This window comes from Shinella zoogloeoides (genome assembly GCF_003574625.1).
Classification (GTDB): domain Bacteria; phylum Pseudomonadota; class Alphaproteobacteria; order Rhizobiales; family Rhizobiaceae; genus Shinella; species Shinella zoogloeoides_A.
In genome coordinates, this window is sequence record NZ_QNUJ01000002.1 from 334838 (window position 1) to 350345 (window position 15508).

Genomic DNA, 15508 nt, shown 5'->3' on the forward strand with positions numbered 1-15508 from the left:
AAATCGTTCGGGGCGCGCCGTCGACCGGCGCGCCCCGACGGACCGTCAGGTCAGCGGTACTGACCCGCCAGCGACTCGACGAGCGCGATATTGTCCTTGGTCACGAAGCCCGGACCCGTGAAGATCGAGTTGGCCGGGGCGACGCCGTAGCGGACATAGTTCGTCAGCACCTGGATCGGGATAGAGCCCTGGAGGAAGGGCTGCTGGTCGATGGCGAAGTTGATCGTGCCGTCCTTGATCGCCGCCGAGATCTCGGAGGAGAGGTCGAAGGTGCCGAAATAGATGTCGCCGTCGAGGCCCATCTCCTTGACCGCGCGGATCGAGGGTTCGGCCGAGTTCGGGCCGAGCGTGAGGATCGCGCCGGTATCCTTGTTGGCCGTCAGGTAGGCTTTCACCTTGTTCTGCACTTCCGACGGGTCGATGCCGGAATCGATCATCTGGTTGCCGAGTTCGACGCCGATGCCGTCGGCAAAGCCGCGGCAGCGCTCCACGGAGGCCGGGTTGGTGATGTAGTGGTTCACGCACACGAAGCTCTTGACGCCCGCTTCCTTGGCACGCTTGCCGGCACCGAGCCCCGCCTCGTATTCCGGCTGGCCGACATGCAGCAGCGCGCCGAGCTTCTGGCTTTCCTCGACCGTGCCGGAATTGACGGTGACGACCGGGATGCCCTTGGCGACGGCGTCCTTGATCGGCCCTTCGAGCACGTTGTAGTCGGCGATGGTGACGATGATGCCGTCGACGCCGGCCGCCGAGCTCTGCTGGACGATACGCGCCATGTCGGCAAGGTCGCCCGTCGGCGGGTTGCGGTATTCGGTCTCGACATGCATCTGCTCGTTCGTGACCTTGATGGCGTTCTTGATGACGTTGAACCAGCTGTCGCTGTCCGGTCCATGGCTGATCCAGACGAACTTCTCGCCGTCGGCATGGGCCGCGCCGGCAAGCGCGGTCGTGGCCAGAAGCGCGCCGAGCGCCAGCGATTGCAGAATCTTCTTCATATGTGACTTCCTCCCGAAGTTGGCTTCCTGTTCGCTCCCCGCCCGAAGCCTTTGCGGGTAACCCTCTGTTTCTTATTAAGTCCGCTCAGGCCGCGCGCTTGGCGCCCTGTGCATCGAGAGCGGCATCGAGCCGCGCCTGGTCCCAGCCCTCCGCGACGGCGCGGGCGAGCAGTTCCTGTTGGCTTTCCGGCGCAAGGCCGCCCAGCGGCGGGTCGGTGTCGAGATTGGTCGGGAACGGATAACCGTCCGCCGTCGCCGCGATCACCGCCCGCCGCCCCGCCGGAGAAAGAGCCGCCAGGTGCGGATAGACTGCGCGCGCCATCGCCGTGCGGTCAAGGCTTTCCATGTGGCGCGCGAAGGCGGAGGCCGTCTGGATGAGGTTGACCATGCGCACGACGTCGCTCGTGCGGTTCTCGCCGGCGGCGTGGAAGAGCGCCGGGCTGAAGAAGATGGCATCGCCCTTTTCCAGCGGAAGCTGGACGCAGTGCTCCTCGAAATAGTCGCGGAATTCCGGGCGCGTGGCGGCGATATAGCCCGGCAGGTAGCGCTGCGAATGCGGCAGCAGCTTCGTCGTGCCGCTCTCCACCGGCATGTCGCAATGGGCGACGCCCCCCTGCAGGATCAGCGTCGGGCCGGTCGCGTGGATATGGGCCGGATATTCCGCCATCTGCTCGGGCTTCATGAAGCCGAGATGGTAGTCGCGGTGCGGGGCCTGCGCCTTGCCGCCCGGTCGCACCTGGTTGACCTGGGTGGCGATCTGGTAGCCGGGGCCTAGCCAGGCGCGGCAGGCGATGTCGATCACCGGGTTGGCCATGTAGCGGGCATAGACGGCGGGATCGCGCAGGCACAGCTTCTGCAGGCTGTTCCAGATGCGGTCGTTGGCGCCGGCCTTGGCGAAATGGTCGCCCGCCGCCGTGCCGGCCGCCCGCTCGTCGGCGATGATTGCGCGGAACACTTCGCTCGCCGCGTCGATGGCGCCAGGATCGGTGAAGGCGCGCTTGACGACGAAGACGCCCGGCCCCTCGCCGATGACCGAGGCCCATTCCGCGGCGATGCCGTCGTTGACGGCAGCGCCGTCATAGATGGGGATGTTCTTCTCGATGGCGATCGCCGTCGGGCACATCGCCATCGTCGTCTCGGTTTCCACCTGGCGCCGGAATTGCGCAAGGTCGACAACCGTTGCAATATCATTCATCGAAATCCTCCTGTCCGATGTCCGAAGATCGTCCGACGGCAGCATCCATCGGTCCCGCACCGCCCCTCCAAGGCCGCGCGGGCCGCATGCACAGATCAAAAATTGCAGCCATCAACTGTCTGCAATATTAATTGTGAAATTTTGCCGGTGTCAACACATAAGGCGTGACCGGCGCAGGTTTCCGCGCCAGCGACGGCGGCGTCAGAAAATCTCGTCCTTCCGCCCCGCTTCCGCCGGTGCGAGGCCGGCGAACCCCTTGCCGAAGCGCTCGCGCACCTTGCGGGAAAAGGCCGAGACGGTGGCGTGGTCGGCCGAACGCGCGGTGACCAGCACGAATTCCACATCCTCCAGCGCCGGCAGGAGCGGCGGCGCAATCTCGCGAAGGCCCGCGGGCGCGAGGCTGCGCGGCTGGACCAGCACGCCCATGCCGGCGCGCGCGGCCGCCGTCAGCCCGCTGAGGCTCTGGCACGAACAGACGATCCGCCAGGGCATTCCGCTGCGCTCCAGCGCCTCCATCAGCAGGAGGCGCGTGAGGCTCGGCGGTGGGAAGACGATCAGCGGAAGCGCCGGCTTGGCGAGCATAGCCTCGGGATCGCCGGCAAGCCATACCAGCGGCTCGCGCAGGATCGCATCGCCCCGCCGTTCGCCGATCCGCCGCTTGGCCATGACGAGGTCGAGCTCGCCGCGATCCTGCATCTCGGTGAGCGTCTTGGAGAGCGCGACGGAAAGCTGGAGGTCCACCGACGGATAATCTGCGATGAAATCCTCCAGAAGCCCCGGCAACGGCCCGCTCACGAGGTCTTCCGAGATGCCGAGGCGGAAGGGGCCGCGCGGCGCGAACGTGTCGAACTGCGCGGATGCCTGGCGCTCCAGCGCCAGAAGCTGGCGGGCATGGGGAAGCAGGGCTTCGCCGTCGGCGGTGAGACGGACGGCATGGGTGTCGCGGTCGATCAGCCGCCGGTCGAGCCCGCGCTCCAGCCGTTGCAGGTGCTGGCTGACCGTCGACTGGCCGAGGCCCAGCCGCTCGGCGGAGAGCGTGAAGCTGCGCGTCTGGGCCACCATGACGAAGCTGCGGAGCTGCACGAGATCAAGCATATCACGAACCTCGATAAGCGTTATCGATTGCATCGCAAAACAGGATAGCTAAACTGGAAGGCCTGTCGAGACCAACATTGCCGAAAGACATGAAGCGCCTTCTTCCCGATACGTTCACCTGGCTCCTGATCGGGGCCGTCGTCCTCGCTTCGCTCCTGCCGATCTCCGGCGTGCCGGCGGAATGGTTCTCCGTCGCCACGAATGTGGCGATCGCGCTCCTGTTCTTCCTGCACGGCGCGCGCCTTTCGACGGATGTGGTGATCGCCGGCTTCCTGCACTGGCGCCTCCAGCTCTTCATCCTCGTCATGACCTTCGCGGTCTTCCCGCTGCTCGGGCTCGGGCTCGGACTGTTCTCGCCCTGGCTGATCGACGAGCCGATCTATCTCGGCATCCTCTTCCTGTGCGTGCTGCCCTCCACGGTGCAGTCCTCCATCGCCTTCACCTCGATTGCCGGCGGCAACGTGCCGGCCGCGATCTGCGCCGCCTCGACCTCCAACATCCTCGGCATCTTCCTGACGCCGGCCCTCGTCGCCCTGCTCTTCTCGGCGGGCGGGCATGTCGGCGTCTCCTTCGACATGGTCTGGAAGATCATGCTGCAGCTCTTCCTGCCCTTCGTCGCCGGCCAGCTTTTGCAGCCCTTCATCGGCAACTGGGTGCGCTCGAAGAAGTCGCTGCTCACCCCCTTTGACCGCGGCTCGATCCTGATGGTCGTCTATCTCGCCTTCTCCGAGGCGGTGACGGAGGGCATCTGGCACCGGCTGGCGGCGCAGGACCTCGCGCTCCTCATCCTCGTCGACTGCCTGCTGCTCGCCGCCGTGCTCGTCATCACCAGCATCGGCGGGAAGCTGCTCGGCTTCCGCCGCGAGGATGGCATCACCGCCGTCTTCTGCGGTTCCAAGAAGAGCCTTGCCAGCGGCGTGCCGATGGCGAGCGTCATCTTCGCCGGCCAGTCCATCGGCGCCATCGTCCTGCCGCTGATGCTGTTCCACCAGATCCAGCTCATGGTCTGCGCCTGGCTCGCTCGCCTCTATGCCGACCGGCGCAAGGCCGCCGAGGCCGGCGCGGCCACCGCCTGACCGAAACGATGCATGACGACCAGCTCCAGATAGACGCCACCGTCGCAGGCGCGATGATCCGGGCGCAGTTCCCGCGCTACCGCGACGCGCCGGTGATCCCGCTCGCCGCCACCGGCACGGTGAACGCCATTTTCCGGGTCGGGGCGCATGCGGCTGCGCGGTTCCCGCTGCGCGCCGCCGAGCCGGTGGCCTGCGAGGCGATGCTGCGCCGCGAGGCGGAAGCCATGGCCGCCTTCGCCGCGCATTCGCCCTTTCCTGCGCCGCGCCCGCTCGGCATCGGCGCGCCGGGGCCGCAATACCCGTTGCCCTGGTCGCTGCAGAGCTGGCTGGAGGGCGATGTTGCGACGCCCGACGGGCTTGCCGCCTCCGCCGCCTTCGCCGGAGACATCGCCACCCTGATCGCACGCCTTCGCCGCGTGGACACGCAAGGCCGGCGCTTTGCCGGTCCGGGACGCGGCGGCCATCTGCCCGACCACGATGGCTGGATGGAAACGTGCTTCAAGAAAAGCGAGGGGCTTCTCGACGTGCCGCGCCTTCGCGCCCTGTGGCACCGGCTGCGCCTCCTGCCCGCCGCAGGCCCTGACTGCATGACGCATGGCGACCTCATTCCCGCCAACCTCCTGGTGCGCGGCGAGGCTCTTGCCGGCGTGCTCGACACCGGCGGCTTCGGGCCGGCCGATCCCGCGCTCGACCTCGTCGCGGCCTGGCATCTCTTCGACCGGGAATGCCGCGGGCTGATCCGCGTCCGCCTCGGCTCCGGTAACGTCGAATGGAAGCGCGGTGCGGCTTGGGCCTTCCAGCAGGCCATGGGGCTCGTGTGGTATTACCGCCTCAGCCATCCGGCGATGGCCGCGCTCGGCCGGAGCACGCTTGCCCGCCTGCTCGACGACGCCGACCTTTGAGGCTTTCTAGGGTCAGGACGATCCGGCTTGCGCGCTGCGGCCGGCACGGCGCTGGCCGATCCACGGATAGGCGCTGACGATCATGATGCCGACGAGCACGCCCGCCGTGCCGATGGAAAATTCCGGCGTCAGCGGCTCGCCGAGCAAAAGGATGCCGAGGACGACGCCGAAGACCGGCGTCATGAAGGAGAAGACGCCGAGCTGCGAGGCGCGGTATTTCGTCAGCAGCCAGAACCAGGTCAGGAAGCTGAGGAAGGACACCGCAAGCGCCTGGAAGGCGATGTTGAGCAGCAGCGGCCGCGTAGGAACGAAGGCCGCCTCGCCGCCGGCCACGGCCGCGCCCGTCAGGATGACGAAAGCGGTCGCGAGCTGGTAGAACAGCACATGGGTCGCGGGGATTGCGCTCAGCCGCGTCGTGCGGATGAGGACGGTCGTCAGGCCCCAGGCCGCGCCGCCCAGAAGCGCCAGACCGTCGCCCCACAGCATGGCGCCGAGGCCGCCGGCCGCTTCCCCGCCGCCCTGCGGCGCGAGGAAGGCGAAGGCGATGCCCGCCGCCGCAACCGCGATGCCGCCCCATTGCACCGCCGCAAGCCGCTCGGACGGCAGCTTCCAGTGCAGGCCGAGGGCCGCGAAGATCGGGGCCGTATAGAGGAAGACGACGACATGGGAGGCGGAGGTATGCTTCAGGGCCTCGCCGACCATGAAGAACTCCATGGCGAAAAGCAGCCCTGCGAGTGCCCCGAGCCCGGCCGTCCCGCCGAAGAACTCCATCCTCTGCCCCTTGAGCTTCACGATGGCGAGGACGCACAGGGCCGCGATGCCGGAGCGAAGGCCGATCTGCAGCACGGGCGCGGCGAAGACGGCGGTCGATTTCAGGCCGATCGGCTGCAGGGCCCAGATGAGACAGATGCCGACCATGAGGCCGACGGCCGTGATGTCGATGGATTTGCGGCTGTCCAAGATCGTCACTCCGATTGTCCGCGCCGCATAGCATCTGGCAGGAATGAATGATATAACGATCTCATGACAGTCGGTATCGGAATCCTGACAGGCGGCAAGACGGACGGCATCGCGCATTTCCGCGACGTGCCCTTCCGCGATGCGCTTCCCCACCCGCTTTACTTCCGCTCGGCGCAGATGCCGGACAATGCGACCTATCCACGGCACAGCCACCCATGGGGCGAGTTCGTCTATTCCTATAGTGGCATGATGGAGGTGAGCCTCAACGACGCGCATTACCTCGCCCCGCCGCAATATGCCGTGTGGCTGCCGCCCGATGTCGAGCATCGCGGCCTCAACCGGCACGCTGCCGTGCATTGCTCGCTCTATGTCGCACCGGCCCTATGCGCCGCTCTGCCGCGGGAAACCACGGCACTGGAGGTCAGCCCCCTGCTGCGCGCGATGCTGGAACACCTGCGCGAAGAGGACGACGCGGACCACGGCTCCCCCGCGCATCTGCGCTTCCTGGAAGTGGTCGTCGATCTGGTGGCCGCCGCGCCGAAGGTCGGCACCTATCTGCCCTGGTCCACCGACCCGGTCCTCGAGCGGGTGCTCGCCCATCTCCAGAAGGACCCGGCCGACAACCGCTCCCTCGCCGAACATGCACGGCTGGCCGGCGCCGCCGAGCGGACGCTGATCCGCCGCTGCCTGCGCGACCTCGGCATGCCGTTTGCCGAATGGAAGCAGCGGCTGCGCGTCGTCAAGGCCATGCCGATGCTGGAGGCGGGCGAGACGGTGGAGCGCATTTCCGCGGCGCTGGGCTACAGCAACGCCTCCTCCTTCATCGCCATGTTCAAGCGGATGACGGGGATGACGCCGGACGATTACCGGGCCTCTGCCCGCTGAACGGCCGCCTGCCTCAAAGCCCGTCACGAACCGCCTGTTTTTTGTGCAAACCGCTTCTTCCATGCGCGTCCTCGCGCCGTTGCGGCTTCGCGTGGGCGGAAAGAAGCGCTTTTTCCGGGCCCTCCATCACCAAATTTCGAACTGGCACGCTTCCTGCTTTCTCATTGGCATCGGCTGCCGGGCCGATCCCAAGGCCCGGCGTCCCGGCAAACCAGCGTGACGTGAGAGAACGAAATGACCAAGTACAAGCTCGAATATATCTGGCTCGATGGCTACAAGCCCACGCCGAACCTGCGCGGCAAGACCCTCGTCAAGGCGTTCGACGCCTTCCCGACGCTGGAAGAGCTTCCGCTCTGGGGCTTCGACGGTTCCTCGACGATGCAGGCCGAAGGCAACAGCTCCGATTGCGTGCTCAAGCCCGTCGCCGTCTATCCCGACCCGGAGCGCAAGAATGGCGTGCTCGTTCTCTGCGAAGTCATGATGCCGGACGGCAAGACGCCGCATCCGTCCAACACCCGCGCGCCGATCCTCGACGACGAAAGCGCCTGGTTCGGTTTCGAGCAGGAATATTTCTTCTTCAAGAACGGCCGCCCGCTCGGCTTCCCGGACGCCGGCTTCCCCGCGCCGCAGGGCCCCTATTATACCGGTGTCGGCTACAGCAATGTCGGCGACATCGCCCGCAAGATCGTCGAGGAGCATCTCGACATCTGCCTTGCCGCCGGCATCAACCATGAAGGCATCAATGCCGAGGTCGCCAAGGGCCAGTGGGAATTCCAGGTCTTCGGCAAGGGCTCCCGCAAGGCCGCCGACGAGATCTGGCTCGCCCGCTACCTGCTCCAGCGCCTGACCGAGAAATACGGCATCGACGTTGAATATCACTGCAAGCCGCTCGGCGACACCGACTGGAACGGCTCGGGCATGCACGCCAACTTCTCCACCAGCTACATGCGCGAGATCGGCGGCAAGGCCTATTTCGAGGACCTGATGGCGGCCTTCGCCGAAGCGCGCGCCGACCACATCGCCGTCTACGGCCCGGACAACCACATGCGCCTGACCGGCAAACACGAGACGGCCTCGATCCACCAGTTCAGCTACGGCATTGCCGACCGCGGCGCCTCGATCCGCGTGCCTCACAGCTTCGTCAACAACGGCTATCGCGGCTATCTGGAAGACCGCCGCCCGAACTCGCAGGGCGACCCCTACCAGATCGCCTCGCAGATCCTGAAGACCATCTCCACCGTCCCGACGGACGTGGAAAGCCGCGAAGCGGCCTGATCCTTCCGGCTTGCGCTTCCCGTGGCCGCCCCGTCTCCGGACGTGGCGGCCTTTTTTCAATCAGGCCTGATCCAGGGCCAGGGTCAGGTCGGCGATCAGGTCGTCGGGATGCTCGATGCCGATGGACAGGCGAATGGTCGATTCGAGCACGCCGATGCGTTCGCGCACGTCGGCGGGAATGCCCGAATGGGTCATCGTCGCGGGATGGGAGGCCAGCGATTCCGTCCCGCCGAGGCTGACGGCGAGCTTGAAGATCTTCAGCGCGTTGAGGAAGCGGAACGAGGCCGGCTGGCCGCCCTTGATGTCGAAGGAAAAGGTCGAGCCAGCGCCGCTGCACTGGGCGGCGAAGACGCGGGCCGTCGCCGAGCCCGGATCGTTGAAGGGCAGGTAATGGATGCCCTCGACCTTTGGATGGCCGCGCAGGAACTCCGCGACGGCGGCCGCATTGCCGTTCGCCCTCTCCATGCGGATCTGCAGCGTTTCCAGCGAGCGCCCGAGCATCCAGCAGGAATGCGGGTCGAGCTGCGTGCCGATGGCCCCGCGCAGTGCCTTGACCGGCTTCATGACCGCCTTGCCCCCGAGCGCCGCGCCGGCGATGAGGTCCGAATGGCCGCCGACATATTTCGTCAGCGAATAGAGCGAGATATCCGCGCCATGCTCGATGGGCCGCTGGTAGACCGGGCCGAGCAGCGTGTTGTCGCAGGCGACGACGGGCCGGTGGCCCTGCCGCTCGCCGATCGTCTCGGCAATGCGCCGGATCATCGGGATGTCGACGAGGCTGTTGGTGGGGTTGGCCGGCGTCTCGACGAGGATGACGGAAACGCGGCCCTTCTGCATGGCCGCCTCGGCGGCGGCCGTCACCGACGCCTCGCTGACGCCGTCGGCAAAGCCCACCGCCGTAACGCCGAGATCGCGGAAGGTCCGGCCGAGCAGCGTCTCACTGCCGCCATAGAGCGGCTGCGAATGCAGCACCGCATCGCCCGGCCGCACGAAGGCGAGCAGCGTCGTCGCGATGGCCGACATGCCCGAGGAGAACAGCGCGCAGCTTTCCGTGCGCTCGTAGACGGCAAGGCGGTCCTCGACGATCTCGCTGTTGGGATGGTTGAAGCGGGAATAGACGAGGCCGGCGCCCCTGCCCTCCGGCGGCTCCTTGCGGCCGGAAACGTAGTCGAAGAAATCGCGGCCGTCCTCGGCCGTGCGGAAGACGAAGGTGGAGGTCAGGAACACCGGCGGCTTGACCGCGCCCTCGGAAAGCTCGGGGTCGTAGCCGTAGTTCAGCATCTGCGTCTCGGGATGCAGGGCGTGGTTGCCGATATGGGTTCGGGGCGGATGCGGCGCGGTCATGGAACTCTCCCTTGGCGGTGAAGGTCTTGACGGCAAATTATATCAAATCCCGTGGCGCATTCTTGCTATTTCCGGCGCCTTGCTGTTTCTGAAAGCAATATCCTGCGGAGATTTCGGGAATATGTCGCAGAAAATTGCCGACGGCATCGACCGCCGCATCCTCAGGGAACTGGCGGCCGACGCCCGCGTCGCCAACAACGAGCTGGCCGAGCGGGTCGGCCTTTCCGCCTCGGCCTGCCTGCGCCGGCTGCGGCGGCTGGAGGAGACCGGCATCATCCGCGGCTATGCCGCCATCGTCGATCCCGCAGTCGAGGGCTGGACGATGACCGCCATCGCCTCGATACGCCTCAGCCGCCAGCACGAGGACGAGATCCGCATGTTCGAGGAGGCCGTGAAGGGCTGGGACGAGGTGATCGAATGCCAACTCGTTACCGGCGCGCGCGACTATGTGCTGACCGTCATGAGCGCCGGCCTCGACCATTACGAGCGCTTCATCAAGGACAAGATTGCCAAGCTGAAATGCGTCGACACCATCGAGACCAGCTTCGTGATGAACACGATCAAGGCGCGACGGTTCCAGGGCGGCTGACAGTAGGCAACAGATTTAAAAAGGGGCGCCTCGGAGCGCCCCTTGCCATTACATCGCCTTCTCAAGCTCCGGGAGGATTTCGAAGAGGTCACCGACGAGGCCGTAGTCTGCGACCTGGAAGATCGGCGCCTCCTCGTCCTTGTTGATGGCGACGATGACCTTGCTGTCCTTCATGCCGGCAAGGTGCTGGATGGCGCCCGAGATGCCGCAGGCGATGTAGAGCTGCGGGGCAACCACCTTGCCCGTCTGCCCGACCTGCCAGTCGTTCGGCGCATAGCCGGCATCGACGGCCGCGCGCGACGCACCGACGGCGGCACCCAGCTTGTCGGCGACAGGCAGGATCACTTCCTGGAATTTTTCAGACGAGCCGAGCGCACGGCCGCCCGAGATGATGATCGGCGCGCCGTGCTCTGCTGCACATAATTGATCATGGTGATGAAGTCGAAGACCGGCCGGCCGGTCGCCGCCTGGACCGCATGGGCATAGGGCGGCAGGTCGCTGCATTCGAGCAGGATCGACCGCACATCGGGATTCTCCTCGACGAGCCGCCGGGCGACCTCCGTCACCTCGCGCTCGATGGCCGCCGAATCCAGCGTGCCGCGCTCTTCGAGGATCGCCTCGCGGAACTCCGTCTGCTCCTCCATGCCGGCAATGGCGAGCGGCACGTGATCACCCACATTGCAGGCGGAAAAGTGTCGGCGGGTCAGCCGGGAGGCATTGGCGGTGATGACGCCGACGCGCCCGCCGCAGAGCGCATGCATGAAGGGGATCTGCATGAGGCTGGAGAGGAAGACGGGAATGTCGACGGCCGCCGCCACTTCCTCCTGGAAATAGGCCATGAAGCCACAGGCCCCGGTGATCGCCTTGACGCCGCGGTTCTGCAGTTCGACCGCCGCCTCCACGAAGACCTCCTTGAGGGCCGGGTCGCGCTGGTTCAGCAGCCGGTCGATCGAGGCGCCGCGCACCTCCTGGAACCGCACCGGATAATCATAGGTGGTCGCATTGCCGACATTTCCCGGCACGCAAGGATAGGCCGCGTCGAGGATGAGGATGCCGATCTGCTCGCCGTACCACGACTGCGTCCGCCGCGTGACCGTGTAGACAGTCATCGTTGGTATCTCCAGATAATCATGTCAGGAAGGACGGGGGAGCCGCGCTCCCCCGCTTTATGGCCTACTCGACGAGGCGCGGCGCGCCGGTCTCGGCGGCGGTGCCGTCAAGGCCGTAGGACTTGAGGATGGTCACGATCGTGCCGTCCGCATGCATGTCGGTGATCGCGGCGTCGAGGGCGACACCGAATTCCTTGGCGCTCAACGCATAGGGGAAGGCCGCCTGCGCGGCTTCCTTGGTCGCCTTCACGCGGTCGTCCGGCGCGGCGACATTGACCTTGACGTCACCCAGCGCGCCCTTCTGCGCCGCGACGACGCCGGTCGAATAGCCGTCCACCGCCACATCGATGCGGCCGGAGGACAGGTCCTGCTGCATGTTGACCGAGTTCGGGTAGAGCTTCAGCGAGCCGCCCAGCATGGCCTTGAGGTCGGCGACCCAGAGATAGCCCTGAACCGTGCCGACCTGCTTGCCTTCGAGGTCGGAGACGTTCTTGAAGCCTTCCTTGGAATAGATGCCCATCTGGTCGGTATAGAGCGGGGCGGAAAGGCTCATGACCTTGGCGCGCTCGGCCGTGCGGTACCAGTCGCCGGTAGTGATGTCGGCCTGACCGGAGAGCACGTACTGGATGGCCGCGGCCGGATCGACCGCGATGGCCTTGACCTTCAGGCATTCGCGCTTGGCGAATTCGGCGGCGATATCGCCATCGATGCCCTTCATGGTGCCGCTGTCATCGACGAAGGAATGGGGAACGAAGGTGGTGACGGCGACCGTCAGCGTGCCGGCCTCGATGGTGGAGAACTGGTGCTTCGGCGTGCAATCCTCGGCAGAGGCGATCCCGGCCGAAAGGGCCAGGCCGGCGATGCCGGCAAGAAGGAACTGCGTGGTGGTCGTGATTTTCGGCATGCAGGTGTCCTTTCAGCTTGGTTTCAACGTTGCGCGTAGAGGCCGGCGCGCCTTTCGACGTGATTGACGAGAAGAGCGGCGGGAATGGAAATGGCGGCATAGAGCACGCCCGCGGCGAGAAGCGCCGGGAAGTAGCGGAAGGTGGTCGAGCCGATCTCATAGGCCCGGCTCACCAGCTCCGGCAAAGCGATGGTGAAGCAGAGCGAGGTGCCTTGGAAGATGAGGATCGAGAAGCCGAGCAGCGCCGGCAGCGCAACCCGAAGTCCCTGCGGCAGCAGCACGTAGCGCAGCTCGTCGAACCGGTTGAGGCCGAGCGCTTCGGCCGCCTCCCGCTGGCCATGTGCGACGGATTGCAGGCTGGCGCGGATGATCTCGCTGGTATAGGCGCCGGTATTCCAGGCAAGCGCGATCACCGCGGCCGAGAAGGAGCCAAGTGTGAGCCCGGTCGTCGGCAGGCCGAAATAGATGAACTGCAGCAGCACCAGCGCGGGCGCGCCGCGGCCGACCTCGACCAGGAAGAGGCTGAGCCCCTTCAGGAAGCGGCTCTTTGCCAGCACCCCGAGCGCCAGCACGAGGCCGAAGGGAATGCCGATAGCGAGGCTGAGCGCCGTCACCTGGAGGCTGATGGAAAGGCCGCCCAGAAGGTCCGGCAGCCAGGCGGCGATTTCGTCTTGGGTCGGAAACATCAGCGTGCCACCTTTGCCCGGAGATAACCATCGGCGACGCGCGAGAGCCAGGCGATGGGCAGGCTCAGCAGCACGTAGAACAGGCCGACCAGCGCGAAGACCTCAAGCCCCCGGAAGGTGAGCTGCGAGAGCTGGTTGCCCTGATAGGCAAGCTCGGCCACGCCGATGGTCGAGGCAACCGCGGTCTCCTTCATGAGGCCGATGAGGTAGCTTGCCGCGGAGGGCAGCGCGACGCGGAAGGCCTGCGGCGCGACGATGTCGCGGAAGGTCGACCAGCGGCCGAGATCGAGCGCGGCGGAGGCTTCCCACTGGCCGTGATGGATGGAGGCGACGGCGCCGCGGTAGATTTCCGCCATGTTCGCGGCCGCGATCAGGCCGAGGCCCATCAGCGCGGCATTGAAGGGATTGATCGGCATGACGCTCATGCCGAGGCCGAAGAAGATGATGAAGAGCCAGAGGATCGGCGGGATGGCGCGCACGATCTGGATGACGGTCATGGCGAGGAAGCGGACCGGCCAGAGCCGGCTCTGCCGCGCGGCGAGCAGGGGAACGCCGAGCACGGCGCCGATGAGGAACGCCCCGCCGGTGAGCGCGACGGTCCAGACGAGGCCCCGCAGCAGCGGGACGAAGTCCGCCGCGTTCATCGGTCGTGCACCGCGCGCAGGAAGCGCTTCGTGCGCTCCTCCCGCGGATTGCGCATGACGTCCTTGGACGGCCCCTTCTCGATGATGTTGCCGTCGGCCATGATCATGACCGTGTCGGAGACATTCTCGGCAAAGCCCATCTCGTGGGTGACGACGATCATCGTCATGCCGCTTTCGGCAAGTTCCCGCATGACGGCGAGCACTTCGAGGCCGAGTTCCGGGTCGAGCGCCGAGGTCGGTTCGTCGAACAGCATGATCTCCGGATCGAGGGCGAGCGCGCGGGCAATCGCGATGCGCTGCTGCTGGCCGCCGGAACACCGCACGGGAAACTGCCCCGCCTTGTCGGCAAGGCCGACGCGCTTGAGGAGCTGCATGGAGCGCTCGTCGGCCTCTGCCCGGCTGCGGCCGAGCGTTCGCTCCTGCGCGAGGCTGACATTGCGCAGCACCGACATGTGCGGGAAGAGGTTGAAGGACTGGAACACCATGCCGACGCGGCGGCGAAGGCCCGACAGCTCCGGCCGCCCCACCGGCCGCGCGGCGTCGATCGTCATGGAGCCGATGGAGATGGTGCCGCCGTCCGGCGGCTCGAGATAGTTGATGCAGCGCAGGAGCGTGCTCTTGCCCGACCCGCTCGGCCCGATGATGGCGAGCACTTCGCCGGAGCGCACCTCGAGATCGATGCCGTCGAGAACCGTATGGCTGCCGTAATGCTTGCTGAGGGATGTGAGGCGAATGAGCACGTTGTCGGAGGCTGGCATCATTTCAGGTTATGCCCCGCTCCGTCCGCAACGCGGCCGACCTTCGCTTCGAAGATAAAGGATGGCTTCAAGCAGACCATCATGTCCCCCCATAAAGCGGCCTCTGCGCGCCAGCCTGACGGGCTGGTCGCCTCCGAACCGCTCTTTCGTGCAAATGGCCGCCGGATGATCCGTTTCGGCCGTGTTCCCTTGTTATTTCAACGGATGTTAACACTCTGACACATGCTGAGCAGGCAGAAAAAATTGCACACTCGCCAAACCTGAAGTTATGCCGCTGGTCATGGGGAATGGCGCCGGCAAAGCACGGCGTCAGGCAGCGGAACGCCGGAAGCCTCCGGCCTCCGGCACCGCGAATGGCAGGTTTCAGTTGATCGAGACGAAATTGCCGCCCTTGTCGAACCAGCAATTGAAGAAAGCCGTGCCCTTGCCGTCGGGATAATTGCCCTGCACGACATAGCCCCGGCCGCTCATGAAGGGCCGGTTCGTCGTGATGCGCGATGGCCTGACGCGGAACTGCGCGGAGACTTCGCCGCGGCAATAGGCCGGCATCATACCGAGCGCGACGCCATCGGAGCGCCGGCGTGGCCGGCTTTCCCCATAACCGCCGCCGTCCTCGTCCTGCATCTGCGCGGCGCGGTCGCCCTTGACGCGGCACACGCCGTTGGCCCCGCCCGGCCCCGTATAGGAGACATCGGGGCTGCCGTCGCGATTGACGGAGACGGAAATGGTCAGCCGGCCGAGGCGGGCCTCGTAGTAATTGTTGTTGAAGCGCTTCAGCCGGGCCTCCCGGCCGTTGATGAAGACCGGCCCGCCTTCATCGGCATGCACGCTCACCCGGCCCGGACACGCGGCGTTGAAGAAAGGAACCTTTGCCTCCGCGGCAGAGGCGAACAACGCTCCCGCGGCCACGAGAACGGCAGTAAGAATCGGCTTGTGCATGGAGAACTCCCTCCGGGTTTCGCCCGGATACTTTGCCGCCTTCAAGACCGATTGCAAGAGGCGGCGCATGGATGACTCTTTCGCGTCAAGAAGGGCTGCGCGCCGCGTGAAATCCACTATTTTGATCCGGTCTGATTCGGCCATGGCGGGAG

16 protein-coding genes and 1 pseudogene are annotated in these 15508 nt (G+C 66.1%); 5 read left to right on the top strand and 12 right to left on the bottom strand.

Features of this window, described 5'->3' with window-relative positions; all coding sequences use genetic code 11:
• Positions 1 to 50: 50 nt before the first annotated feature.
• The 3 genes from DSD28_RS05040 to DSD28_RS05050 form a co-directional block, all read right to left on the bottom strand.
• On the bottom strand, positions 51 to 995 hold the full coding sequence (locus DSD28_RS05040) for a sugar ABC transporter substrate-binding protein (RefSeq protein ID WP_119255253.1): 945 nt from the start codon (positions 993 to 995) through the stop codon (positions 51 to 53).
• Between the two features lie 85 nt (positions 996 to 1080).
• Positions 1081 to 2190 carry a phytanoyl-CoA dioxygenase family protein gene (locus tag DSD28_RS05045; RefSeq protein WP_162911256.1) on the bottom strand — a complete coding sequence of 370 codons (1110 nt, stop codon included), beginning with the start codon at positions 2188 to 2190 and terminating at the stop codon, positions 1081 to 1083.
• Positions 2191 to 2391: 201 nt separating this feature from the next.
• Positions 2392 to 3285 (bottom strand): LysR family transcriptional regulator, encoded by an 894-nt coding sequence (locus tag DSD28_RS05050; RefSeq protein ID WP_119255255.1) that lies wholly within the window; start codon positions 3283 to 3285, stop codon positions 2392 to 2394.
• 89 nt (positions 3286 to 3374) lie between these two features.
• Here DSD28_RS05050 and DSD28_RS05055 point away from each other — a divergent pair, with 89 nt between their 5' ends.
• Both DSD28_RS05055 and DSD28_RS05060 read left to right on the top strand, forming a co-directional pair.
• A complete protein-coding gene (locus tag DSD28_RS05055; RefSeq protein WP_119255256.1) occupies positions 3375 to 4361 on the top strand; it encodes a bile acid:sodium symporter family protein in 987 nt (328 codons plus the stop codon).
• A gap of 8 nt (positions 4362 to 4369) precedes the next feature.
• Positions 4370 to 5263 carry a phosphotransferase gene (locus DSD28_RS05060; RefSeq protein WP_119255257.1) on the top strand — a complete coding sequence of 298 codons (894 nt, stop codon included), beginning with the start codon at positions 4370 to 4372 and terminating at the stop codon, positions 5261 to 5263.
• A gap of 12 nt (positions 5264 to 5275) precedes the next feature.
• Here DSD28_RS05060 and DSD28_RS05065 read toward each other — a convergent pair whose 3' ends face one another.
• Positions 5276 to 6232 carry a DMT family transporter gene (locus tag DSD28_RS05065; protein WP_245424751.1) on the bottom strand — a complete coding sequence of 319 codons (957 nt, stop codon included), beginning with the start codon at positions 6230 to 6232 and terminating at the stop codon, positions 5276 to 5278.
• A gap of 54 nt (positions 6233 to 6286) precedes the next feature.
• On the opposite strand from DSD28_RS05065, the gene DSD28_RS05070 reads away from it, so the two are divergent.
• Together DSD28_RS05070 and DSD28_RS05075 are read left to right on the top strand one after the other, a co-directional pair.
• The gene (locus DSD28_RS05070) at positions 6287 to 7108 is read left to right on the top strand and encodes an AraC family transcriptional regulator (RefSeq protein WP_119255258.1); all 822 of its coding nucleotides are present in this window, start codon (positions 6287 to 6289) and stop codon (positions 7106 to 7108) included.
• Positions 7109 to 7342: 234 nt separating this feature from the next.
• On the top strand, positions 7343 to 8383 hold the full coding sequence (locus tag DSD28_RS05075) for a glutamine synthetase beta-grasp domain-containing protein (protein WP_119255259.1): 1041 nt from the start codon (positions 7343 to 7345) through the stop codon (positions 8381 to 8383).
• Between the two features lie 60 nt (positions 8384 to 8443).
• Here the strand turns inward: DSD28_RS05075 and DSD28_RS05080 are convergent, their stop codons facing one another.
• Positions 8444 to 9727, bottom strand: a complete 1284-nt coding sequence (locus DSD28_RS05080; protein WP_119255260.1) for a cystathionine gamma-synthase family protein — start codon at positions 9725 to 9727, stop codon at positions 8444 to 8446.
• Between the two features lie 121 nt (positions 9728 to 9848).
• Here DSD28_RS05080 and DSD28_RS05085 point away from each other — a divergent pair, with 121 nt between their 5' ends.
• Positions 9849 to 10316, top strand: a complete 468-nt coding sequence (locus DSD28_RS05085) for an Lrp/AsnC family transcriptional regulator (RefSeq protein ID WP_119255261.1) — start codon at positions 9849 to 9851, stop codon at positions 10314 to 10316.
• 48 nt (positions 10317 to 10364) lie between these two features.
• Here DSD28_RS05085 and DSD28_RS05090 read toward each other — a convergent pair.
• The 7 genes and pseudogenes from DSD28_RS05090 to DSD28_RS26155 form a co-directional block, all read right to left on the bottom strand.
• A pseudogene (locus DSD28_RS05090) lies at positions 10365 to 10721 on the bottom strand (electron transfer flavoprotein subunit alpha/FixB family protein); the annotation flags it as partial.
• Positions 10658 to 11425, bottom strand: a complete 768-nt coding sequence (locus tag DSD28_RS05095) for an aspartate/glutamate racemase family protein (protein ID WP_119255262.1) — start codon at positions 11423 to 11425, stop codon at positions 10658 to 10660. The gene DSD28_RS05095 and the pseudogene DSD28_RS05090, both read right to left, overlap by 64 nt.
• Positions 11426 to 11489: 64 nt before the next feature.
• Positions 11490 to 12329 carry a substrate-binding periplasmic protein gene (locus tag DSD28_RS05100; RefSeq protein WP_119255263.1) on the bottom strand — a complete coding sequence of 280 codons (840 nt, stop codon included), beginning with the start codon at positions 12327 to 12329 and terminating at the stop codon, positions 11490 to 11492.
• Between the two features lie 23 nt (positions 12330 to 12352).
• A complete protein-coding gene (locus DSD28_RS05105) occupies positions 12353 to 13015 on the bottom strand; it encodes an amino acid ABC transporter permease (protein WP_119255264.1) in 663 nt (220 codons plus the stop codon).
• Positions 13015 to 13659 carry an amino acid ABC transporter permease gene (locus DSD28_RS05110; RefSeq protein WP_119255265.1) on the bottom strand — a complete coding sequence of 215 codons (645 nt, stop codon included), beginning with the start codon at positions 13657 to 13659 and terminating at the stop codon, positions 13015 to 13017. Before DSD28_RS05110 ends, DSD28_RS05105 begins: the two co-directional genes overlap by 1 nt.
• Positions 13656 to 14417: an amino acid ABC transporter ATP-binding protein gene (locus DSD28_RS05115; protein WP_205536174.1), complete on the bottom strand. Its 762-nt coding sequence runs from the start codon at positions 14415 to 14417 to the stop codon at positions 13656 to 13658. The genes DSD28_RS05110 and DSD28_RS05115 overlap by 4 nt, the downstream gene beginning before the upstream one ends.
• A 363-nt stretch (positions 14418 to 14780) precedes the next feature.
• Positions 14781 to 15356, bottom strand: a complete 576-nt coding sequence (locus tag DSD28_RS26155; RefSeq protein ID WP_205536165.1) for a hypothetical protein — start codon at positions 15354 to 15356, stop codon at positions 14781 to 14783.
• Positions 15357 to 15508: the final 152 nt, after the last annotated feature.

Bases quoted from the DNA above. Each gene is read 5' to 3' on its own strand.
- DSD28_RS05110 (WP_119255265.1), bottom strand. From the start codon at position 13,659: ATGAACGCGGCGGACTTCGTCCCGCTGCTGCGGGGCCTCGTCTGGACC.
- DSD28_RS05095 (WP_119255262.1), bottom strand. From the start codon at position 11,425: ATGACTGTCTACACGGTCACGCGGCGGACGCAGTCGTGGTACGGCGAG.
- DSD28_RS05105 (WP_119255264.1), bottom strand. From the start codon at position 13,015: ATGTTTCCGACCCAAGACGAAATCGCCGCCTGGCTGCCGGACCTTCTG.
- DSD28_RS05100 (WP_119255263.1), bottom strand. From the start codon at position 12,329: ATGCCGAAAATCACGACCACCACGCAGTTCCTTCTTGCCGGCATCGCC.
- DSD28_RS26155 (WP_205536165.1), bottom strand. From the start codon at position 15,356: ATGCACAAGCCGATTCTTACTGCCGTTCTCGTGGCCGCGGGAGCGTTG.
- DSD28_RS05070 (WP_119255258.1), top strand. From the start codon at position 6,287: ATGACAGTCGGTATCGGAATCCTGACAGGCGGCAAGACGGACGGCATC.
- DSD28_RS05045 (WP_162911256.1), bottom strand. From the start codon at position 2,190: ATGAATGATATTGCAACGGTTGTCGACCTTGCGCAATTCCGGCGCCAG.
- DSD28_RS05080 (WP_119255260.1), bottom strand. From the start codon at position 9,727: ATGACCGCGCCGCATCCGCCCCGAACCCATATCGGCAACCACGCCCTG.
- DSD28_RS05055 (WP_119255256.1), top strand. From the start codon at position 3,375: ATGAAGCGCCTTCTTCCCGATACGTTCACCTGGCTCCTGATCGGGGCC.
- DSD28_RS05050 (WP_119255255.1), bottom strand. From the start codon at position 3,285: ATGCTTGATCTCGTGCAGCTCCGCAGCTTCGTCATGGTGGCCCAGACG.
- DSD28_RS05060 (WP_119255257.1), top strand. From the start codon at position 4,370: ATGCATGACGACCAGCTCCAGATAGACGCCACCGTCGCAGGCGCGATG.
- DSD28_RS05075 (WP_119255259.1), top strand. From the start codon at position 7,343: ATGACCAAGTACAAGCTCGAATATATCTGGCTCGATGGCTACAAGCCC.
- DSD28_RS05085 (WP_119255261.1), top strand. From the start codon at position 9,849: ATGTCGCAGAAAATTGCCGACGGCATCGACCGCCGCATCCTCAGGGAA.
- DSD28_RS05040 (WP_119255253.1), bottom strand. From the start codon at position 995: ATGAAGAAGATTCTGCAATCGCTGGCGCTCGGCGCGCTTCTGGCCACG.
- DSD28_RS05115 (WP_205536174.1), bottom strand. From the start codon at position 14,417: ATGCCAGCCTCCGACAACGTGCTCATTCGCCTCACATCCCTCAGCAAG.